Annotated in this window: 20 protein-coding genes; 1 reads left to right on the top strand and 19 read right to left on the bottom strand. The window is 50.5% G+C overall.

What is annotated here, in order from left to right; all coding sequences use genetic code 11:
• Positions 1–44: 44 nt before the first annotated feature.
• From ACN0T0_RS02985 to ACN0T0_RS02900, 18 genes are all read right to left on the bottom strand, one after another.
• A complete protein-coding gene (locus ACN0T0_RS02985; protein ID WP_417223114.1) occupies positions 45–329 on the bottom strand; it encodes a hypothetical protein in 285 nt (94 codons plus the stop codon).
• Positions 330–728: 399 nt separating this feature from the next.
• Complete coding sequence (locus ACN0T0_RS02980) at positions 729–1,682, bottom strand: PDR/VanB family oxidoreductase (protein ID WP_417223111.1); 954 nt, start codon at positions 1,680–1,682, stop codon at positions 729–731.
• A 157-nt stretch (positions 1,683–1,839) separates the two neighbouring features.
• Positions 1,840–2,817 carry an NAD-dependent epimerase/dehydratase family protein gene (locus tag ACN0T0_RS02975; RefSeq protein WP_417223108.1) on the bottom strand — a complete coding sequence of 326 codons (978 nt, stop codon included), beginning with the start codon at positions 2,815–2,817 and terminating at the stop codon, positions 1,840–1,842.
• A 31-nt stretch (positions 2,818–2,848) separates the two neighbouring features.
• Complete coding sequence (locus ACN0T0_RS02970) at positions 2,849–3,838, bottom strand: fumarylacetoacetate hydrolase family protein (RefSeq protein WP_417223105.1); 990 nt, start codon at positions 3,836–3,838, stop codon at positions 2,849–2,851.
• A gap of 71 nt (positions 3,839–3,909) precedes the next feature.
• Positions 3,910–4,491 (bottom strand): cupin domain-containing protein, encoded by a 582-nt coding sequence (locus tag ACN0T0_RS02965; protein ID WP_417223102.1) that lies wholly within the window; start codon positions 4,489–4,491, stop codon positions 3,910–3,912.
• A 13-nt stretch (positions 4,492–4,504) separates the two neighbouring features.
• Positions 4,505–5,512 carry a formylglycine-generating enzyme family protein gene (locus ACN0T0_RS02960; protein WP_417223099.1) on the bottom strand — a complete coding sequence of 336 codons (1,008 nt, stop codon included), beginning with the start codon at positions 5,510–5,512 and terminating at the stop codon, positions 4,505–4,507.
• 8 nt (positions 5,513–5,520) lie between these two features.
• On the bottom strand, positions 5,521–7,341 hold the full coding sequence (locus tag ACN0T0_RS02955; RefSeq protein ID WP_417223096.1) for an arylsulfatase: 1,821 nt from the start codon (positions 7,339–7,341) through the stop codon (positions 5,521–5,523).
• 23 nt (positions 7,342–7,364) lie between these two features.
• Positions 7,365–8,168, bottom strand: a complete 804-nt coding sequence (locus tag ACN0T0_RS02950) for a cyclase family protein (RefSeq protein WP_417223093.1) — start codon at positions 8,166–8,168, stop codon at positions 7,365–7,367.
• Positions 8,169–8,217: 49 nt separating this feature from the next.
• Complete coding sequence (locus ACN0T0_RS02945) at positions 8,218–9,348, bottom strand: FAD-dependent oxidoreductase (RefSeq protein ID WP_417223090.1); 1,131 nt, start codon at positions 9,346–9,348, stop codon at positions 8,218–8,220.
• A 24-nt stretch (positions 9,349–9,372) separates the two neighbouring features.
• Complete coding sequence (locus tag ACN0T0_RS02940; protein WP_417223088.1) at positions 9,373–9,729, bottom strand: Rieske (2Fe-2S) protein; 357 nt, start codon at positions 9,727–9,729, stop codon at positions 9,373–9,375.
• The gene (locus ACN0T0_RS02935; protein ID WP_417223085.1) at positions 9,722–10,750 is read right to left on the bottom strand and encodes a universal stress protein; all 1,029 of its coding nucleotides are present in this window, start codon (positions 10,748–10,750) and stop codon (positions 9,722–9,724) included. Before ACN0T0_RS02935 ends, ACN0T0_RS02940 begins: the two co-directional genes overlap by 8 nt.
• A 75-nt stretch (positions 10,751–10,825) precedes the next feature.
• Positions 10,826–13,237 (bottom strand): efflux RND transporter permease subunit, encoded by a 2,412-nt coding sequence (locus ACN0T0_RS02930; protein ID WP_417223082.1) that lies wholly within the window; start codon positions 13,235–13,237, stop codon positions 10,826–10,828.
• Entirely contained in the window at positions 13,234–14,325 is a 1,092-nt protein-coding gene (locus ACN0T0_RS02925) for a WD40/YVTN/BNR-like repeat-containing protein (RefSeq protein WP_417223079.1), read from the bottom strand. The genes ACN0T0_RS02930 and ACN0T0_RS02925 overlap by 4 nt, the downstream gene beginning before the upstream one ends.
• Positions 14,322–15,503, bottom strand: coding sequence for an MFS transporter (locus ACN0T0_RS02920; protein WP_417223078.1), 1,182 nt, complete (start codon positions 15,501–15,503; stop codon positions 14,322–14,324). The genes ACN0T0_RS02925 and ACN0T0_RS02920 overlap by 4 nt, the downstream gene beginning before the upstream one ends.
• Positions 15,504–15,734: 231 nt before the next feature.
• Entirely contained in the window at positions 15,735–16,688 is a 954-nt protein-coding gene (locus ACN0T0_RS02915) for a VOC family protein (RefSeq protein ID WP_417223077.1), read from the bottom strand.
• A 24-nt stretch (positions 16,689–16,712) separates the two neighbouring features.
• The gene (locus ACN0T0_RS02910) at positions 16,713–17,978 is read right to left on the bottom strand and encodes an alpha/beta hydrolase family protein (RefSeq protein WP_417223074.1); all 1,266 of its coding nucleotides are present in this window, start codon (positions 17,976–17,978) and stop codon (positions 16,713–16,715) included.
• Between the two features lie 178 nt (positions 17,979–18,156).
• Entirely contained in the window at positions 18,157–19,518 is a 1,362-nt protein-coding gene (locus ACN0T0_RS02905) for a DUF1329 domain-containing protein (protein ID WP_417223072.1), read from the bottom strand.
• 18 nt (positions 19,519–19,536) lie between these two features.
• The gene (locus ACN0T0_RS02900) at positions 19,537–21,204 is read right to left on the bottom strand and encodes a DUF1302 domain-containing protein (RefSeq protein ID WP_417223069.1); all 1,668 of its coding nucleotides are present in this window, start codon (positions 21,202–21,204) and stop codon (positions 19,537–19,539) included.
• A 234-nt stretch (positions 21,205–21,438) separates the two neighbouring features.
• Here ACN0T0_RS02900 and ACN0T0_RS02895 point away from each other — a divergent pair, with 234 nt between their 5' ends.
• A complete protein-coding gene (locus ACN0T0_RS02895) occupies positions 21,439–22,371 on the top strand; it encodes a LysR family transcriptional regulator (RefSeq protein WP_417223067.1) in 933 nt (310 codons plus the stop codon).
• A 128-nt stretch (positions 22,372–22,499) separates the two neighbouring features.
• Here ACN0T0_RS02895 and ACN0T0_RS02890 read toward each other — a convergent pair whose 3' ends face one another.
• On the bottom strand, positions 22,500–23,144 hold the full coding sequence (locus tag ACN0T0_RS02890) for a DsbA family oxidoreductase (protein WP_417223064.1): 645 nt from the start codon (positions 23,142–23,144) through the stop codon (positions 22,500–22,502).
• Between the last annotated feature and the right edge of the window lie 114 nt (positions 23,145–23,258).

The following is a 23,258-nucleotide window of genomic DNA, read 5'->3' as shown; positions in this document are numbered from 1 at the left end:
GCGAAGAGCAGCGGCTCACCGGAGCCGCCTCGGCAATGACTGTATTAACGAATTAACGCCACCTCTGTGGATTCAATAACTGTATTGGCATTCGCCCGCTCGATAATTTTAACCACCGTGGTTTGGATTACCTCATCCTCGCGCACATCCGTTTTACCCACAAAGGTTTGTGACTGCGGCGATGCCCCCTCCTCTAAGGTAAACTCAATCACAACCTGTGTGGCACAATCTTTCGTGGCACCGGCATACTTAATCGCAATCTGCGGATAGCCTTTATTACCTTTCTTAACTTGCTTGGCGATGCGACTTCTCGCTTTATCTAGGTTCATCTATGTTCCTCAAAACCGTCATCATTAATAATCGGATGGTCAACGGCGCCTGGATACAGCTGACCTTACCGCTTATCTATTTAATCGCACGTTATTAACACGAGCACAAGTGATTGTTTTCAATAGCGTTAAAATACATTGAGGAGATTAGCGTGAACCGGCTAACGATGCTGATAACGGGTAAATGAACAGCCGCGTCAATACCTAAGATAGCCTGGTTTTAGCAAGCCAACGGCAGCCTTTAGCCCTAAACAGATAACCAAGGGATAGCACGGAAAAAACAGCGAACCTCACCCTCGGCGAGGTTCAACAAAACGGATACTCAGCGGTCACGCACCGTTACGATCAAGATCATCGATTGAGAAGCTTTTTCGATGCTTATCATTGCTTTATCAGCTATTACAGATCGAGTACCAATTTGGCTGAACGTGAGCGGGAGCAGCATGGCGTAAATTGATCGTTTGCCTGCTGTTCTTCGTCGGTCAAAAAACTATCCCGATGATCTGGAGTTCCCTCTAAAACATCCGTTAAGCAAGCCCCGCAGACACCTTGTTCACAGGAAACCGATAGATCAATACCTGCCTCCAAGATCACTTCCGCCGCACTCATGTCAGCCGGTACAGTGAGTACTTTACCCGACTGGACCAACTCAATCACAAACGCATCACTACTATCATCATCCGTAACCGGCGCCGTGAAATATTCACGGTGCAATTGGGTTTCAGGCCAACCGTGCTTGCGGGCCGTATCCAAGACATGATCCATAAAGCCATTGGGGCCACACACATAGAGATGAGTATCGGCTAACACCGTGCTTAAGAGTGCATCCATATCTTTACGTTTTTCGGCGATACCGTTATTTTCATGGATCTCAACTCGGTCGGCGAAGTCACTGCTTAAGAGGTCATCCACAAACGCCATATGCTGCTTATTGCGGCCACAGTAATACATACTGAAAGCGGCACCTTGACGATGCAAGGCGTCTGCCATACACATCATCGGTGTAACCCCTACACCGCCAGCGATCAATAGCGAGTTGGTCGCTTTTTCTGCCAACGGAAATAAGTTACGCGGTTCACTTATGGTCAGCAGGTCACCTTCATTAACCGCACTGTGCATAGCCGCCGAGCCGCCACGGGATTCTGCTTCGAGGATCACCGCAATGCGGTAATGATCCCGCTCCGTAACCGAACTACACAGAGAGTATTGACGGGTTGGACCGTTCGGTGTCTGTACATCAATATGCGCACCGGCGGTAAATTCAGGCAACGCTTGACCATCGAGGGCAACTAAATCAAAGCTGACAATATGCTCTGACTCTTTATTCTTCTTAGCAACTTTCACTTGCAACATTCGTTGCCTCCTTTTATGAGTACTCATCATACGCCCGCATCTGACACCAAAATATATTTAGGTGGTCATATCACTTTTAACGGGCAAAACTTAATTAATCACACTTAACTAATAACGCTTAATAAAAAATATTATGGCAAACGCTTAGCCGCTCGGTCTAAGCGCCAGCCGCTTCACTTTCAACTAAAGCCTGTCGTACCAGTTGTTTGAGGTCACCATCGTGGCGAAACCCTAACCGGTCGGCAGCGGCTGTGTCTAGTGTTGGGAACGAGCCAAACAGGGCTTGGACCCGTTCATCCGGCTGCCACTGAATCAAATCATCAACCGGCGTACCATACTCGTCTCCGATCGCGGCCACCAGATCTTGCATGGCAAAACAGAGCGTTGGTAGGGTTAATGCTCGTCCGCTCGGCAAGTTGTCGGCCTCAATTATCGCCCCCTGCATTAGCGCATCCACCGCACAGGGTAAGGACACCGCCCAAGTAGTCGCATTCGCAGACGTCGGACAGACAAACCGTTGCCCGGCCTTTAGCGCACGGATGATATCACTCAAAAAGGCAGATAACTGCCCCGTCGGGGCCGCTGGGCGCGCTAATATACCGGGCAACCTTAACGAGCGACCATCAACCCATCCACGCCGACTGAAGTCAGCCAGCATAATTTCGCCAATCAGCTTCTGCGCACCGTAGGTCAGTTGCGGCCGCAAAGGGGTATCATCGGTCACATGGCCTGAGAGTTCCCCCAACGCGGCGATGCTGCTGGCAAACACAAACCTAGGAGCCGGTCCGCCAGCTTCAACTTGCTGTTTACCCAATTCCAACAGCCCTTGGGTCGCTTCAAGATTTACCGCCCGGGCGAGGGCATAGTTCTGCTCGGCCAACCCACCGGGCAGACTCGCCAAATGAAACACACTATCCAGTCGACTGGTGCCGAGCACCCTATTCAACCAACGGGTGTCCGCCAAATCCCCGGCATAATGATCAACCGGCACCCGCGACTGGGTGTACTGATCAAAACTCAGGTCGAGTAATGATAAGCGGCGAATTGGCCGGCCCCCCAATTCGCCGCGCTGTGCCAAGTGGTGGGCCAGCGCGTGCCCCACAAAACCATTCGCACCAGTAATCACAATATGCATAGCTGCCTCTCAATTGCTGTGCTGGACTTGTTTAATCGTTGTGGCTATCGACCACTCGTTGATCAATCACACCAAAGGGGCCTTCACGGCCATCGTCATATAGAGCCTGCATACGCACTCGGTCGCCAAAACGCATAAAGTCGGTTTTAACACCGCCCTGATCAATGATTTCTATCACGCGACGCTCGGCAACACAGGCAGAGCCCGCTGCACGGGATTCATTCGACACCGTGCCGGAACCGATAATGCAACCGGCCGTCAGTTTACGTGAACGGGCGGCATGTTGAATGAGGCGAGCAAATGAGAAGTTCATCTCACGACCATGCGGCTCGCCAAAACGCTTGCCGTTCCAGCGAACCTGCAACTGCATATTGACTCGACCATTGGCCCAAGCATCACCTAGCTCGTCCGGTGTAACCGCAATGGGAGCAAAGCTCGAAGAGGGTTTAGCCTGTAAAAAACCAAAACCGGTCTTCATCTCATGGGGCCCTAGTGCTCGCAGACTCCAATCGTTAATCTGTACAAGTAACCGAATGGTTGACTGAGCTTGCGCCTCAGAAGCTCCCATCGGCACCGCATCAACAATAACTCCGAACTCACCCTCGAAATCGATACCATCAGCTTCGCTGGGCATCGGCACATCGGCGCTGGCGCTGAGAAAATCATCGCTCGCCCCCTGATACATCACCGGAACCGTATCAAAATCAGGAATGGGTGGCGTATTGAAAGCCCGCTCCATTAATTTACCGTGATTCAAAAACGCCGATGCATCGAGCCATTGCGGGCTTCTTGGCAGTGGTGCGAGGCAGGCACTCGGATCAAAGGTAAAGCTATCACTCAGCTCACCTCGATTAAGCTGCTCATACAGTGATTGCAGAGGCGCTTCCACCGTAGACCACTGCTGTACGGCCGTCAGGAGATCAGACGCAATACCCGAGGCATCAACCGCCGTTGCCTGATCTTTTGAAACCAATATCAATTGCCCATCAAGACTGCCATTCGCTAAAGTCGCAAATTTCATCGTATTTCCTTTGTTATTATTACCGATGAGAAGGGGTAAACCGCCAACATCATCGCGTTGTTAGTCTTAGGTTATTCAGCGTGCGGCAAGGCAGCGGCGATGGCTGGATCATATTCACCATCAACCAGCACAAAAAGCATACGACAGGGGTGCGCCGATCGATTTGCCCAGGCATGATTGGTGCCGCGTTGAACCACCACCGCCCCCTGCTTCAGTAACACCTCGGAGTCATCTAATACCAATGTCATCTCGCCACTGATCACTACCCCATAATCTACCGATTCAGTACGGTGCATTAAGGGATGGGGAGAATCCGCTGCCACGGTTGAGGCGTCAGCATCACCGATCTGGGTAAAAGCATCGTTCATGACCGTAGCACCCTGACGTAAAAAAGCCTCAGTATCTGGCGGGATATCCACAAACCTCAGCCGCGTACCGTTGACCGGGGGTGGTAAGCACAGATCACCGAGGGTTGGGTCGGCTCCGTTATCGATTAGCACCGGGGTAGCCTCAGTCGCCCAGACCTCATGAAACACCGTGCCGGGAATGGCCGTTAATTCGACCACCGTTGGTAGCGCCCCATTGATCGACACAATGGCCTTGCCAGCCTCATCATGACCCGTCACCAACCGATGTATTTCAGGTAATGTCATTTCAAAGCTCTCGCTATTGCTGTTCAGATTTAAGGTTTAATACCGTTCTAAAGCCCACATGGGCAACCCCAAGATTGGCCTCTTGAGGGTACCGAGCCGAAGTGCGATAACGCACACAGTAATCCTTAGCACAGAGAAACGAGCCGCCTTTAATGACTTTATAAGCCTGATCGGTCGCGCCTTTGCTGAGGATGGAGGCCGGATCACCATTACCGTGGTATTGCCGCGGTCCAAGATAAGGATCGGTCGTCCATTCCCAGACATTACCGATCATATCGTTGAGACCATAGCCATTGGCCGGATAGCAGCCCACCGGTGAACGATGAATAAAGCCGTCCTCTGCGGTATTGATATAGGGAAACACCCCCTGCCAATAGTTCGCGCTAGCCTTGCCATCATCACTGCGGGGTTCACGCTCGAGTTGCTCCTGATCGCCACCACCCAATGCGGCCCACTCCCACTGTGCTTCGTTAGGCAACTCACGGCCTAACCAATGAGCATAGGCTAGCGCATCTTTCTCAGTCACCTGTACAACCGGATGATTATCCCGTCCCTCTAGATGGCTGTTGGGGCCTTCCGGATGACGCCAGTTGGCGCCTTTTTGAAAGCGCCACCAACCGTTATATTGCACCGTCACACCCTCTTCAGGGGCCTGAAAAACCACCGCACCGCCTTCCCGTTCCGCTTCGGTAATATAACCTGTGGCATCAATAAAGGCGGCAAATTGAGCATTAGTCACTTCAGTACGATCAATCATAAACGCATCGATCTGAACCGCCCCTGCCGGACGTTCATCGGCATAACCATCATTGCTACCAGGGGTAAAATGCCCAGCAGGCACCGCTAACATACCGGCTAACGGATCCGCGCCGAACCCCTGCGGAAGACCACTATAGCGATCACAGTCCTGCGGCGATAAAGCCGCAGTTACCGGCAACACTCGGGCAGTGGCAGAGTAGATCCCTAGCCCCGTCACAAAGGCCATTACCACGCCGGCTGCCGTTAGATATTTAGTGCGCATACATAACCTCAACGACCACTCGCAGAGCGTGCATGTTCCAAGACTTCAGTCCGGTCAATATAAGCGCGGTAAGCTTGCTGCAGATCAGCAACAATATCCGGATGTTGACTGGCCAGATCACGGGTTTCGCCCCGGTCTTCATCTAGGTTATAGAGTTTCAGCGGCACGGTTTTACGCATCACTGGACGCAATGAGAAGTCCGGCTGTTGGCTCAGCTTCCAAGGCCCTTTGAGCACATAGCTCGCCCCCATTAATTCATCCGCGAGCACCGCATCATCAGCTCTCACTGCGTCAAAACTATCTGGGCTTTGCAGCGCGCTTAACCAAGATACACCTTCAATGGGATGCACCTGACGACCCTTATATTCTTGTCCTGGTTGTTCGATACCCGCTATCTCCAATAGCGTTGGCAAAACATCCATCACATGCATACGGGCATCACTGGTGGGTAGAGCGCCTTTTTGATGGGGCAGCTGTACGATCAACGGCGAACTGGTGCTGCCTTCTGCGCCGGTGAAACCTTTAAACAGGCGGAACGGTGCCGCACTCACCTCAGCCCAACGCATGCCGTAAGCGGCCAGAGAACCAGGGTGACCAATATTGTCTAACGAGTTATCGATCTCAGTGCCGGGAATCGGCGGAGCAAACGGCGGCGCCCCTTCAGCACCGTTATCGGACATAAACATAATAAGGGTATTGTCATACTCACCAATCGCTTTCAGGTGATTGATAAGACGGCCAATATGGGTGTCCAGATTTGCCACCATCGCGGCATACACTTCCATCAGGCGTGCTTCACGGGCTTTCTCTTCATCGTTGAGCTGATCCCAAAGCTTGTTTTTATCCGAGGTCGTAATTAGGCTGCTCGGCGTGAAATCCTTAGGAATCAATCCCAGTGTTTTCATGCGTGCAATACGGCGATCCCGAATAACTTCAAAGCCCTCATCGTAACGTCCTTTTTGCTTGGCAATATCTTCTGCCGGAGCTTGCAGTGGCCAATGGGGCGCCGTATAGGCGGCATAGGCAAAGAACGGTTTGTTGTTAGCACGACTCAAATCGATATAACTGATCAACTTATCGGTGTAGGTAATGGTAGAGTAAAAGTCTTTTGGTAACTGTTCAGAAGGAAAAACACGGCCATTCTCTTCATATACCGTTTTGTCCATCGGTGTCGGTGGTGAAGGTGGGGCAAAATGCGCTCCGGCACCATTGATCATCGCAAAGGTGTTCTCAAAGCCACGATTATGCGGCAAAGACGCTTCACGCACTTGATACCAAGACATACCTCGATGCTGAGGCTTCACAACCTGATAACCCAGATGCCATTTACCCACCATTGAGGTTTGATAGCCCGCATCACGGAACAATTCGGCCATCGAGACTACCCGGTCGCTCAAATGCCCTTGATAACCGTCAGGGATATTACTGAAATCATAACTGTTGGATTCACCCCAAGGCGCAGTAAAGGGCTTATTAATATGGATATTCAGCCCCACCACTTCGGCCATATTACCGATGCCCGCTAAATGATGATCGACACCACTCAGTAAACTCGCCCGCGTTGGAGAACACACCGCGGCGGTATGGAAGTTCGTTAAAATACGTCCGTTGGCCGCCAACGCATCGATATTGGGGGTAGCAATTTCACCGCCAAAGGCACTGATATCTGAGTAGCCCAGATCATCAGCCATAATCACCAGAATATTGGGGCGTTCCGCTTTAGCCACCTCACCGGCAATGCTGGTGGCCGAAAAACAGAGCAGTGATGCCGCTGTCAAATGCACCACGGTATTAACAGCGGAATAACGTTTTCGGGTTGTTTTTATCATGCTATATGCTCCGCAATACATTGTTATTGTTCTTCAAAAATGGCCACAGCTCGAGTCCAGCCCGCGGAGGCTCCTCGAATTTTGTGAGGAAAGCAGCTAATGGTAAAACCATGGGGAGGTAATACTTCGAGATTGTGCATTTTCTCTAGGTGGCAGTAACCAATATCACGGCCCGCTTTGTGGCCCTCCCAGATCAAACTCTTGTCACCGGTTTCAGCAATTTTTTCGGCGGTATAGGAAAATGGCGCATCCCAACTCCAGGCATCGGTTCCTGTCAACCGAACCCCTCGCTCTAGCAGGTACATGGTCGCCTCATAACCCATGCCGCAGCCAGTAGACACATAATCAGACTCACCATAGCGAGTCCCAGCACGGGTGTTTACAATCACGATATCCAGTGGTTGCAGTTCATAATCGATACGTTTCAATTCGGCTTCAACATCCGCCGCCGTCACTACATAACCATTGGGGAAATGCCGAAAATCCAACTTAACCCCCGGCTGAAAACACCACTCAAGCGGGACTTCATCGATGGTAATCGAGGGCCGCGAACCACCATTTTTAGCATCTTGAGTAGAATGAAAATGCCAAGGCGCATCGAGATGGGTACCGTTATGGGTGGTCAATGTCACCCATTCAGCGGCGGCCGCTTCTCCTTCAGGAAAATCATTTGCTTCAGTGCCGGGCAACATCGCCATAAATTCAGGCAATGTATCTGCATGTTTTTGATAGGTAATTTTGGGGGCCAACGGTGGTGGATCAGACAGCACATCATTCTCAAGATAGATGGACAGATCAACGAAGCGTTTTTTTGTTTTAATCGTCATAGTATTTCCTAAAAATCGTTCAATCAGCAACAATGCCTGTAAATTGGCGTTAGATCGGTTGTCTCAACGCAGCCATCGATTGCCCCATGATGGCCGAATGTTCGGCTTTATCACCGCCGTCAATCTCAATCATGCACAGCCGTTCAGAGTTCTCGACCACCATACGACAGCGCTCCCAACGGCGTTGATGGAACTGGTCCAACGCTGGCTGCAATGCATCATTGGCCACCAGTTCTTCACCCAACACGATACCGCTTTCGATACCAATACCGGCCCCCGAAGCAAGATGAGGCGTGGTCGCGGCGACAGTGTCGCCAATCATCACTAAACGGCCACGGTTCCAAGGCACAGGCACCAGCAAATTAGCCATCGGCCGATAATCAATATTGCTCTCGGGTTTAAGCGCATAGGGCTTCAATGCGGTGACGACCGGATCGCTGAAGAGATCCATCAGGCCGGTAAAGACCGCAGGCCAAGTCGCCCGATCAATATGCTCTTTGGTCGGCCGATCCTCGGTGATAAACATATACATTTGGCTCGCGGATACCGGGTTAATACCCAGCTTAATGTGCTCACCAAGCCACATTCGTGGACGTTCAATACCCTCGGGACGAGGCATCACTGCGCGCCAAACCCCCTGACCAATATATTCCGGGGTCGGTATTTCGGGGAAGAATTGCTCCCTTAGCTTGGAGTTAATACCATCGGCACCCACTACCAGATCATAGTGAGAGACCGTGCCGTCGGTAAAACTGACAGTCACCTGATCATCGTCCACAGTGATATCCTTGTAGGTACAGCCCAAGCGGACAGAAACACCCGCTTCGAGGGTTGCATCGGCCAACAACCGGGCCAGTGCAGGGCGCATAATCCCGCCACCACCTGACACCTCTGCGCCAATCGGCTGCGGCGTTGGCAGTGTAGCAATCGGATGGCCTGTTGCAGTGAGAATATCAACACCATTGGAGGCAAACCCGGCGGCTAAAAATTGCTCATAGACACCCAATGTATGTAATGCCCGCAGGGTTGCCCCATTAATGGTGATACCTGCGCCTAAAGGTGACCAGTCTGGATCGATCTCTACGAGATCGACAGCGATCCCCCCTTTTGACATTTGAATTGCGGCTGCCATACCTGAAAAGCCACCGCCAATAACCAGTACCTTGTTAACTGCTGCCATTTGTTTTACTCCTTATTCTTATTATCACGGACAGATCATCACCTGACCGTTATCGTCTTCTATTACATCGACTGCCTGTAAACGTTTACCCAAACAAGGCCCCTGAATACAGAGCCCCGTCTCAGGCTCAAACAATGCCCCATGGGCATGACAAGCAATATGGGTGCGTTTAGCATTGAGATACGCATCTTTACGCCATGCCATCGGCGCACCATCGATATGCGGACAGGCGTTACGCCAGCCATAAAGTTTGCCCTTAACACGGACCAAAAACAGTGAATCTTGTCCTTGGTCTGCCGGATCGAAACCGCGCGACTGTCCCTCGGGAATCAACCGAGAAAGGCCGAGAAAGACTGCATTGCGAGGGATCGTCCTAGTCATGATTAACCGTCACCTGATTCATTAGTCGGGTAAAAAGCCGCTCAAAGGATGCCCGCTTATCGACGTTAAATTGAGGATCACCGTTCACGGCAAACGCTTGGGCAATCTCATCCCAGTCAGATGGCAGTAAGTGTTCTCGAGCGGCTGGAATAATCAGTTGCTCTTCACTGGCCATATGTTTCCATTGCTGTTCAGCAAAGCGATTAAGGGTTTCGGTAAAAGCATTACCCGCCCCTTCCTGCCCCGCCACATAATCCGCCAACTGCTGGCGCAGCTTATCCATGATGGGTGTTTCCTGCTGATGCTGCTGCTCGAGTTCAGCTAATACCCCGCCGAAATCTGACGTTCGTTGCCGTAAAGCCGTGAACAGATAATCATCTTCTTTTGGATGATGTAACCGTTCAGAATAATCTTCGATGTAGAACAGCATCGCCATTAACAGTGCAAAGTCGGCTTCTTCGGGTTCATCATCGAGCTCAGTTAAGCGTTGCTGCAAGCCTCTCACTACTGCAGATAATGCGCGATGCTCATTTTTAATGATGGTGATCGCCTGCTCTTGCGTACTGAGTTCAGTATTACTCTCAACTTGAGACACCAAAACAGGCAATGTAGCGTTTTGCAGTAGCTTATGAGTAACAGACCCTTGAATCATACCGTTGATCCCACGCCGCCCATGGGAAGCCATAAAAATAAGATCGCATTGCTGCTGCGTGGCGACTTCCAGTATTGTCATTGCAGGTTTATTGCCAACCCGAATCACCGTCGCGGCATCAACCCCGGCGGCAATCGCTGCCGATTTAGCTTTTGCCAACAGCCCTTGAGCATTGCCCAAGGCGGCCTCGGTAAAGGCATCCGGATTCATCACTTCAATGAGTGCACCATCGGAACTGCCCGCGAAATCGGCTCGCACATGCACAAAGGTGATGCGTGCCCCTATCGACCGGGCAAAGCTTGCCGCTTGCTCAACCGTTGCACCGCTGAGCATGGAGTCATCTAACGGAACCAGTAAATGTTTATACATATCAATAGCCCTTCCCGTTACTACGCTTGTCTGTAAGCACGTCAGCAGTGTTGACCAAATTATTCAGATGCTGGCTCATACATGCACCTTGATATCTTCAACAGCCTCTTCGATATTGGCTGGCACACGGGCTTTAGGCCGCATCAGAAAGTGCGCTAAGGCTGGCAATAAAATCATTGCTCCGAGCATATTCCACAGGAACATAAAGGCTAACAGAACCCCCATATCCGCCTGGAACTTAATTGGGCTGAACACCCAGGTCACCACACCGATAGCCAAGGTCACACCGGTCAACATGACCACTTTGCCGGTGAAGCGCAGGGCTTTTAAGTAGGCTTCAGATAACGACGCCCCGAAGCGCATCTGTGTCTGAGTGACCGAGAGGATATAAAGGGCATAATCGATACCAATACCCACACCCAGTGCAATCACCGGTAAGGTTGCCACTTTAACCCCCATGCCCAGCGCAACCATTAATGCCTCGGCCAAAATAGAGGTCAGCATCAATGGCAAAACAGCGACGACCACTGCCCGCCACGAACGGAAGGTAATGAATGACAGTAGGATAACCGCGCCATACACCAAGAACAGCATCTGCCGCCAAGCATCTTTCACGGCAATATTGGTGGCCGCTTGAATACCGGCACTCCCCGCCGCCAACAGAAATTGCACCTCAGGGGTATTATTCTCTTGGGCAAAGGCTTCGATATGATCGACCACGCGAGTCAGCGTTTCCGCTTTGTGATCCTGCAGATAGACATACAGTGTTAGTAGATTACAACCACTGTTATACAAGCCCCGAGGTGCACCCGCGGTAATGTAGTTAAGCATCGGTTGGTTAGGCAGAAACTCAAACCACTTCGGATTCCCCTCGTTTAGCCCTGACAACACTCGGCGAGATAGCAGTGACAATGAGTTGGTTGTTTCCACCCCTTTGATCTGTCGTAGTTGCCACTCCAATGAATCGACTTTATTAAGCGTCTCATATTGAGAACAAACACCGTCTGGGGTTTTAATCATCACCGCCAGTACATCGCTAGACGCTCCGTAATGGTGGTTCATAAAAGCCACATCGAGGTTATATTGACTATCCGCGCGTAACTCAGGCGCGCCCTGGTCTAGATCACCAATTTTAAGCTGCGTACTGGCCGCAAAACCGGCAATAGCTAATACCACTGCAACACTTACCGCGATGGTGGCACCCCGACGACGGGTAAATTGATCAAGAAAATTCCACAGCGCCTGCTCTTTAGACTGCTCATTATTTTCACTGGTGATACTGCGTTGCGCCGCGCTACGACTAACGCCCACATAGGAAAGCAAAATAGGCAATAAAATCAGGTTGGTTAAGATCAATACCGCCACACCGATGGACGCGGCAATCGCCAGTTCACGGATAACTTGAATATCAATCACCAGCAGTACGGCAAAACCAACCGCATCGGCTAATAGTGCGGTTAAACCGGCAAGGAATAACCGTCGAAACGTAAACCGGGCAGCCACTAATTTATTAAAGCCGCGGCCAACATCCTGCATAATCCCGTTCATTTTTTGAGCGCCATGGCTCATGCCGATAGCGAATACTAAAAACGGTACCAGAATCGAATAAGGATCAAGCACATAACCTAGCGTCGGTAAGAGGCCCAACTGCCAAACCACGGCAATCAATGAGGCGATCACCACCAACAGGGTTGAACGAATACAGCGGGTAAAGCCAAACACCATTACGGCGGCAATGACCACGGCAATAGCAAAGAACACCAAGACCGAGCGCACCCCATCAATCAGATCACCAATGACCTTGGCAAACCCGGTAACATGGATAACCACCCCTTCCTGCTCATACTCAGCCCGCAGGGTTTCTAATTCGCCGGCGAAGGTTGCATAGTTAAGAGGTTTCCCTTCAGCACCGGTGCTTAATAACGGCACATAGATAACCGACGAGGTCGCATCGATGGCAACCAACTGACCGATGATGCCGGAACGAGCTATATTAGCCGATAAACGCGCTAAGCTAGCCTCAGAACCGTCATAGCCGTCGGGAATCACCGGTCCGCCCTCAAGGCCCTCTTCGGTGACACCAATCCAACGGGTGGTGGGTGTCCAAAGGGATTTCATCTGTACGCGGTCAACGCCGGGTAAGACAAAAATATCATCACTCATACGACGTAGCGTATCGAGATAGCGCGCGTCATAGATAGTACCCGTTGGGTTTTCGACCGCGATACGTACGGCATTACCCAACCCCGTTAACTCGTTCTGATATTCAAGGTAGTTCTGAATATAGGGCTGGGTACCCGGCAAGGTTTTTTCGAAACTGGCGTTAAGATCCAGCTTCAGTGCCTGCCATCCCAATACCGCCGTAATAATGGCGCAGATAATGACAACGATCATCCGGTTGTTAAATAACAGCCGTTCTACAAGGGTGCCGGAATTAGGATCAAACACGTCATCCGGTGAAATATCGATTGGGGTGCTATGTTTCACTTCAAATCTCCAGATTGAACCGACATCAGGCCACGAGCGCTAACAATCAGTAAGTCTCCGTTATCTTTCTCTAGAAGATTATTCAACGGCGGAAAATGTCGCTTCGTTACGGGCACCAGCCGATCACCTTTGAGTGCCATAACCATGCCTGCCTGATTAACCATCAGTAGCTGGCCATCATCATCTTGCATCGATGCGGTAATGGTTGCTCCAACCGGTGATTTCACCTGGGTCCAATCCTCACCATTATCATCCGAGCGCCAAACATTACCGCGCAAGCCTGCTAGGATGATGGTTTCGTCACCCATTAGTTCGGCGGTAAAGAAGCTCCCTTCATAGGGGGTTTCCAGCAAGTCATAATGCTGTCCACCATCAACCGAGAGCCAAACCATCCCCATCTCACCAGCCATCACGATGCGGTCGCCATGGCGGCGCAGCGTATAGATATGGAGATCGCCGGGGTTATCCAGACGATCAACCAATGAATGCCAACTTTGTCCGCCATCGTCGGTACTCAAGGCGATACCGTAAGCCCCGACGACAATCGCTTGCTCAGCACTGATCAGCGCCATATCAAGCATTGGCTTATCCGGGCCGTCATAGACCAGTCGTTCTGCAGACGCTATCGCACGCTCATCCCCGGAGACCTGTGCGGCGTCATGTATAACCTTAGCCGCGGCATTACCATCGAGGCGAACCGTCCAGCTTTCACCGCCATCACGGGTGGTTAGCACCGTCCCGCCATGACCAATAGCGAAACCATTGAGAGGATCGGCAAAGCGCACCGTAGTCAACGTAACACTCACCGGCACTGGCGCTTGTTTCCAGCTATGACCATTATCATCAGATAAGAGAATGATGCCGCGCTCACCCGCCACGACCAACCGCTCGCCGGCATTTGCTGCACCGAGCATAAAGGCCCGAGGCCCTAGCGTTGTTGTGACGGCGGGTCGCACCAGTGCATCCGTTGTTTCGGCTGCTTGCGTTGGCATAGCACCAAATAAGGCGGCCAATACACCGGAAACCAGCAGTGAGAACAGCCGTTTAGACATCCATGTGGACATTCGTTTGTCAGTATTAAGCGTCATGCGGCAGGCTCCTGCACCGATTGGGTATTCTCAGAGCTATGTACACGGGAGAAACAAAACGTTGATACCACGGCGATACAGATCGCCGCGATACCAATACTCTGATAACCAAACCCCTGTACTAATGAGCCGCCCAATATTGGCCCGATGCCCGCCCCTGTCATCATCATGGCCGGTGTTGCGGCCAAAGCACGACCAGAGATATCGAGTCGCGCCAGCACACCAAACACAAAGGTATGAGTAAACAGAATGACCCCGGCAAATAATGAAGCACTGATCGCGTAGAGCATAAAAGACTGAGTGCTCATAATGGCGAACGAAATCAACGCCTGAAGCCCTGGGCCTAGGATCAATACCCAACGGGCGGAGACCCGATGCTGCAGCAGACCTGCGAGAGGGGCTGGCAATAGATTGACAATACCCAGCGTGACTAACACACCGCTAATGGCCGCCACCGTAAAACCATTGGCATCACCGACGCGCTCAAGAAAGCTAAAGGTCATCGCCTGCACGAGTCCCATCGCACTGATACCGACAATACCAAACCAAACTGCTTTGGGTATTTTCACCTTCACCGTATTTTTAACCGGCTGTCCCTCTAGCGTCACATCTTCATCCAATCGGGCATCAGCCGTTGGAAAAGCAATCACCGATACCAGTGAAGCGAGCAACATAACGAGGCCAAAAATAACAAACAGGAGCTCGCCGCCACTGGCGGCAACTAAGCTCGGTACGGCCGCATAGAAAATAACAGAGAAGACACCCAAGGCGGCACTGACAATGGCAAACAATCGATGAGGATTGATACTCCGAGCGATGGTGCCATGGGTTACGCTCAAGGCGGCCCCGACAGAAAGTCCGGCAGCCACATGCAAAATAGCCATCAGCGAAAATTCACTGGTCTGCGAAACCCCAGCAAAACAGAGCGCCGCAAGACCAAAGCCGATCACAGCAACCCAACGGCCATTAAAACTGTGGAGGCGATGCGCTAAGGTAATGCTGGCGATAACAGCGCCAAAGAGGAACAGTGTTGCTAGACTTCCAGCCTGTTGCGGCTCTAGCTTATAGTATTGAACTAAGGTGCCGATCCAGACAGGCAAAGCCACCAAATCCAGCATACCGGCACAATGGGCCATCATCAGGGCGATGTGACCACGCTTACTCGCAGTCTTAATCATGCCAACTCTCCCCTGCGATCAGCCTGGGCATTATCGACACTTTCCGCAACATCTAAGCAGATATAGAACACGGCCTTTCTCCAACAATAATTATTTTTATAGGTCTAGCAGAGTTGCAGTGCTTCCATTCTGACAACCCTTGAAACTCAAGGCCCCCAAAGAGCCTTTTAAAAAACTAATCAAAAAGATTAATAAAGATATTTAACCTGCAGCGTAGCGCGTTATCTTCAATTAGGCATAGTCGCCTTCGGGTGGTGTATCTCGCCCTGGCGACCATTTAGTCCGGTGCCGTAATAGGAAGGCCTGAGAGGCATCGGCGCTCATGTGTGCAACCCGGGGCTCCCACGTGGCATCGTGCAGATCCATATCTGCATCCATCTCCATATGACAACCGAAAGGACTGTTGAAATACCAGAACCAGTTTGAGCCAAAGATATGACGGCCCGGTCCCCAGAATGCCTGATAACCCTTATCAACGAAACGAGTACCGTTTTGAATAACCTCGGTAGGGCCCGAAAAATGAAAGGTAAAATGCTCTACCCCTTTCATATGCGGCGGCGCGGGGATCAAAAAGTGAGTATGGTGATCCAACATGCCTGCAGGCTGTAGAAAAGGCCCCACCCCTTCAAACCGGTCGGTACAACGAAAGCCTAACCGTTCAACATAAAACGCTTCCGCTTTCGCAACATCCGGGACAAAGTAAACAATATGAGACAGTGATGATGGACGGATCTGCTCAGCATCAACATCCACTCCTAGAGTGTTTACGTTGCGCTGAACACTCGCACCGGGCGCATTAGAGATCTCACCGGGCTTAACAATCGTTTTACGTACCGTCACCTGAAAACCGATGACAAAACCGAGATCATCGACCGACTCATAAGAACCGTCATCTAACTGACGCACGTCCCGATCTTTTCTGAGCTCGGTGACTATCGCTTGTAGCGCCGCTTCGTCTGCAACCCCCATCACGGTTTTACGCAGCTGCGAGCCGCTTTCCATTGCCGCGGGTAAGCTATCATCGGCGGCATCAGCTAACACCACCGCGGTACCATCTAAGGCTTCATAACGACCACCCAAAGCGCTTTCTTCAACCGCAATCAAACCATAATCTTTAAGGTATTGAGCACAAGAAGCCATATCTTCAACACCGAACACAACGGTATCTAATCCGACTATTTTCATTATTATTCTCCGTTAAATTCTGTCTTAGGCCGTATGGCCGCCCAATGTTTCAGCTACCCAATCGGAGATATAGGCGCCGGCATTGGCGGAATTATCAAAACTTGAATGTTGCACACCGCCTTCACGATCGGTGAAAATCTTTAATTCACGATTTGGACTGTTAACCAATTGCTCATAGGTGCGTTCAGCCCAGTGCAGTGGAATCTGTGAATCTTTCTCCCCATGGGTCACCAGGAATGGCACTTTAATGCGATCCAACACGCCATCGAGGTGAACCTTTGACGAGATCGCCATAAACTCATCCATATCTTTGGCACCCCAGACCCAGCAAACATGTTCCCAATAATGCGGCACCGGGAAGCTGCCCTCTTTCTCAAGGCGTTTTTTCTGCACATCACGCCAATCATGATTCGCGCCCCAGACAACACCGCAGGCAAATCGAGGTTCAAATGCCACCGCTCTAGGGCAGTAATAACCGCCTAAGGAAACCCCCTCCATGCCGATCCGTTGAGCGTCAATCTCATCACGGCTTTCCAACCAGTCAACGACTCGGCTCGCCCAATGCTCGCTGTCATAACGCGCGGTGAGGCCCTGTAAGCGCAGTGCTTCGCCGGTACCCGGCTGATCCACGATCAACGATGACACACCCCGTTTTGCCAACCAGGCCGGCAGCCCAACGCGATACTTCATCTCTTTGGTGGAATCCAGACCATTGACCTGCACTAGAATAGGCGCTTTGCCTTCTACACCTTCGGCACGCACATAGAGCGCTGACAGATGCTTGCCCTCATAGGGTATTTCTACCCGCTGACAATTCTCTTTAGACAGTTCAAGGCCTCTCAGGAATACCTCTTGGAAACGGTTATACAGCTCTTCACGCCCTTCTGTACCGTGCCCCTGTAAACGCTCAGCCGTCAGATAATAAGTCGCTGCCCGGCCATATTTATCACCGGCGGAGATCATCCGGCCACGGGCTTCATCCTCAACAGCCAAACTGCATAATTTATCGGCCATTCGCTCCCAGCTTTCCCGGAAAGCTTTAGAACCCGCCGCATCACGTGCTTGTGCGGCGTCTTTAAGAGGCGCGCACATCTCTTCAACTTCACCAATACGCGCACCCATCTCTAGCGCCAAGTTGATAGACAGATCCCATGGGTAATTGGTTGGAAAATAGCGGAACATAAACTCTCCTTTAAAAGTCATTGCCCTGAGCAAACCTAGCTCAAAAAGCAGTAATAAGCCTTCAGGCGAAGCGTCATAAAGACGACTTAACGCTGATCTCAAATTCATTTAGGTAAAGCTTCGCCCTCCGGCTCAACACAGAGCCGGCGATGACATAGCCATGACGTAGAAAAGCTTTACCTATACGGACTTCATTAACTGCATCAACCGAGATTGACAATCAAACTCGCTCATAAAAGCGGTGGCTAAGTGGTAACACCACCGCTTGCAGCATTAACGGAATAACTTAACGCACACCCTGAGCGGCGAGACCGCGACCAGTGAACATGTCAGTCTTCCAACGAGGTGTCTTGCGATACTGATATTTTTGATCACCTAACAGGTTGGCAACATAACCCTCGCTCGAGAGAAGATCGTAGTAACCGAAGGTACCTTGTATCGTGCCGGGGAAATCAGGCATCACATAGTTGAACTTCCACAATGTTTTCCACAGTTGACCATTCGCATCCCAACGATCGCCTAACTGAGCCTGCCAGGTATCCTCATCAATGTAATAGATACTACGCGGTGCTTGGTGACGCTTGCCTTCAGCAACATTCGCTTCAACCACCCAAACCCGGTGCAATTCCCAACGTACCGCATCAGGATTCAGATGACGGCCATTGACGATCTCGGCATCAGCAAACTGCAGCGCTTTATTGTTGTTGTAAGGCACCAGCATCTCTTTCTTACCCAGCAGCTTCCAATCGAAGGTATCGGTGCTACCTGAGAAAACGCTCAGCTCATCGAATGACATCAAACCCGCTGTTGCAGGGGTCGGTGTATCGCAGCATGCATTTGGCAACTTACGCACCCGACGTTGGCCGGTGAGATACACATACGCTGCTGATTTATCCGCATCGAGGTTAGTACGACCGACAATCATTTCACCCGCACGGATGGGTGGCCCTTGGTTAACTAAGTTAACTTCCCAGAAGAAGCCTTTAAACTTCTCAGCAGCCCCCTCTTCTTCAAAGTAATAGGGCATACGTTGGCGAATATGACCATCGGTCGTCAGTACTCGTTTACCCGATTTAGTAATCTGATACTGATTAAGCGTCGCTTCCCAGCTAGAGCCACGCCAAGCCAGTGTATGATTGCGTATCACTTCTAGGCCCGTTTTGGGAATAGGGAAAGGAATACCACCGTAGGCTCCTTTCAGCACATGTCCATCAAGAGAAGCATTAACAGCATTCTTAGCCGTGTTATCGTAAACCCACTGCGGCGCCATCGCCGTTCTGTGAGTTGGATAAACATCCAGACGATAAGTATCAGGATACTTATTTAGCATCGCCTTAACACCGTCGCTAAGGGTATCGGCATAGTCACCCATATTTTGCGCTGTCACCGAATAAAGCGGTTTTTCATCTTTGAAAGGATCGCCGCGACGACCATCTGCCGCTGCAGGAATAGCTTGGCTATAGCCGCCTGTCCAGGCAGGAATAGTCCCTGCAGCATTACCTGCTTTTTCGCCACCTAATGGCATCAAATCGGTGTTTAGTCTTGCAGCTTCTTCTGCCGTCACCCCCGCCACGGACGTCATTGACAGACAGCTAAGTGCCGCCACAGAAAAAATAGCTTTAAGAGCCCGGTTTTTATTTTTATACATATTGTTTCTCCGGAGTAATCAGAAGGTAGTACTTATAGAAAGCGAGAAGAAATCACGATCAGCGAGGTTCTGTCGATATGAAACCGTTGGCTGATCAGTACCCGATGGGTTAGGCGCATCAATCAATGTTCCGCCTTCTGGACCATAATAGGTGACGTATTTCGCATTGATTTTCCATTCATTCAGAACCAGCGCATTGACCCCAATATTAAAGTCACCGCCGCGATCAACCCCAAATGAGTTACCTAGGGCTGAGGATTTACCATGGGTGTAACTCACCCCCACCGGTACGGAGATATCAACACCGGAAAACAACTGACGATAGGTTGGTGTAAAGACCATCTTGATACCAACCGCCGAACGGTCGGAAAAGGGATTCAACAAATATTCGTTTTTATCGACACCGATCCGCGTATTCCACGCAATCTCGCCAATAAAGCTGGTTTCATCAGAGATAAAGTTTGGATCAAGACTGGCGATCCATGAAACCTGAGCATGCGCTGTGCGACCAACCGCATATCCGGGGTTATCGGTATTATTGAAGGTGTAGTAACCCGGAACAGGGTTAACGGTAAGCGCATTAGGGCCACTCGCCAAAGGTTGATTCTCACGATAGGAGATCTCACCCGCAACACTCCAGTTATCAATACTGGTGGCAATACTGGCACCGAATGCCCGAATACCTTCATGGTAAGCCCATGAATAAGAATCAAAATCTGGAGCCCCAGGTCCCGACGGTGGATTTGCTCTTAAGTTATTCTGACTCGGCGTGAATGCGTGATAACGAATAGCATAAAGGCCGAAATCTGAATCCAGATCCTCATCATACCAACGAACATTCAAACCATACTGACCGTAATCGGAAGGCTCCATATCAGCATCACGTTCAAAGCCTAAAGGCCCACCGACAACAATACGCTCACCTTCAAGGGCATCACTCGCCGAGAAATATGAACCAGCTGGCGGAAGCTGCGTTTTTTCATATTCATAGCCAACATAGCCCGAGACAGAAACGAGATCATTCAGAGGCAGGTCAACCGACAGTTTACCTATGGGCAACGCCGCATCTTTAAAGGTGGTGTTGGGAACCGATTGCAGTTTCACAACATTGATTGGCGCCATGCCGCCGGCGATACCGTTGGCACCATAAAACAAGCTTTCACCCCAAAGCAGAGTGTGGCGCCCTAAACGTACCGTCGCGGTACCCTCATTAAAATCAAATCGACCATACACAAAGGCATCAAGGAGGTCTGTGTCGCCACCCATGACCTCTTTTGTCTCATCAGAAAACTCACTTGCAGGGGTATGGTTCGATGTACCGCTATCGTTGTCAGTATCTTGATGATAAACATCGTCGTACCAGGCCGCACCGCTCACCCGAAAACCGAGATTTTTATAAGAGCCATCAAACTCGGTTAATAGATCGACACGATTAGAAATTAACCCTTTATCAAAATTCTGGTCACCATCATCTTGGTTATCATCATGAGACGTATTCAAACCTGGCGACTGGTCTTTAAGACGAAAGGCGGTGGTGTACTTCACGGTATTATCCCAGCGAAGCTTCAGTTCTGAATCACCGGTATCGATCTGAAAAGCATGAACTTGAGTGGTGCAGGCAAGTATGGCACAGGCTAGAACCGTAGGTCGGAAAGGGATCACCCCTTTCGTTGAAACTATCTTCATTTGTCACTCCCCCATCAATGGAGTCTTGTTTTTATTATCAGGACCGGCAGATCAACCTTAAAGCAAGCCTAGCAGGATAAACCTGCTAATACCGACTAAATGGGTAAATCAACACACTGCCAGAATAATAGGGGTCGACCTTTCAGTAAAACGGTTTAGAATGAATCAACGATTCGATGGCATCGAATGATCAACCCATTTAAGTCATCTATAGGAATAACAGGAGCCAGCGTTATGCGTTTTAAAAACCTCGACCTTAACTTACTCGTGGTGCTAGATACGCTGTTAAAACAGCAAAGTGTCACCAAGACAGCAGAACAATTGATGCTGAGTCCTTCGGCGGTGAGTAGTTCGCTCTCACGGTTGCGGGATTATTTTGGCGATGAGCTTCTCTCTCAGGTCGGGCGAAAGATGGAAATAACCCCACGAGCAGAGAGTCTTCAAGACCCTGTACGGGATATTCTTAGCCGCATTGACAGTACAATTTTGCTACAACCTGTGTTTGAGCCACATAAAACCGACCGAACCTTTAGTATTTTCGTATCGGATTACACCCAGTTGGTGCTCTTTCCACATTTGCTGGCGCTGGCGGAAGAGCAATCGAGTACAGCACGTTTCAACTTCCTGCGGCAAATTAACACCCCTCACAAAGATCTAGAGCGTGGCGAAGCTGACCTGCTGATCATTCCTGAAGAGTTTGTCTCGCCTTATAACCCCTATGAGAACCTGTTTACTGAAGACTTTGTTTGCTTAGTCTGGGATCAAAGTAAATTTGCCCAGCAGCCGTTGACGCAGGAGATCTATCTCGATGCCCGGCATATCGTCATGTGCTTAGCGGATGATCGCAAAGATCATATCGAACTGGTGTTAACCAAAAAATATGATGTGCAACGGGATGTCGCCGTGACCTCTTATAGCCTGACCTCCCTACCCGCCTTATTGATTGGCACCAATAATATCGCCACTATCCATGCCCGGCTGGCCAAAAAAATGGTGGGAGTGCTACCGTTAGAGATCAAGCCACTGCCCTTCGATATCGGGACCATGCGCCAATCGATTCAATGGCATCAATACCGTTCCAAAGATCCGGGACTCATCTGGTTAAGAGAACTACTCAAAAGCGCCACCAAACGAATGGATAATGACACCGATAAGTTGTTTAGATAATAGCTTGCGCCAACCACTTGGCCATTAAGTCATAGAAACAAAAACGCGCTCTGGCGAGTCAACACCGAGCGCGAGGATAACGACTAAGAATACTGGATAGAACACCGATAACCGTTTAGGTTTGCTAACTAAAGCCCCGCTAACTCGCCTAACACCTCTTTATAGGTGCTTTGGGGATGCGCGCCCGTCATGGCACTACTGCGATTGAAGATCACGGTAGGCACACCTGAAATCCCCTGTTGCTGCCATTGCCGCTCTAGATTAACAACCCGCTGGAGACGTTCATCGTCATCTAAAGCTAATGCGGCCTCTACCGGAGCTAAACCGACACACTCCGCTTCTGCCAATAACACGGCACGATCAGATATATCTTTACGTTCACTGAAAAACGCAGCAAATAAGCGCTGCTTTAAGGCATGCTGCAACCCTTGCTCATGGGCAAAGTCAAGTAACAGATGCGCCTCTCGGGTATTAACGATGTCCATACCCTCGAAGTAGTCAAAGGTGAAGCCATATTCAGCCCCGAGCGCTGTAATATTTTCCCGAGCCTTATCACTGTCTTCGCGCTGAGCACCGTACTTACGCAATACATGTGCACGTAGTTCTTCACCTTCCCTGGGCATATCGGGGTTTAGCTCAAAGGGCTGCCATTCGATCTCGACCCTATCTTGCAGGCCTAGTTCATTAATGGCGGCTTCTAATCGCTTATAACCCACGATGCACCAAGGACAGACTACATCAGAGATAATATCGAGCTTAATCTTATCGTTCACACAAGGCTCCGGGTTATACCCTTGACAGACAACGGCTTTCAGCGGCAACAACCGACAAAAGCCGTGATGAGGTTTATCAGACTTTACCGCAGACAACCAATGCAGCATAACGGC

It is taken from the genome of Amphritea sp. (genome assembly GCF_048266285.1).
Lineage (GTDB): Bacteria > Pseudomonadota > Gammaproteobacteria > Pseudomonadales > Balneatricaceae > Amphritea.
Note: the sequence above shows the minus strand (reverse complement) of the source record. Positions and strands in the feature narration are given on the sequence as shown.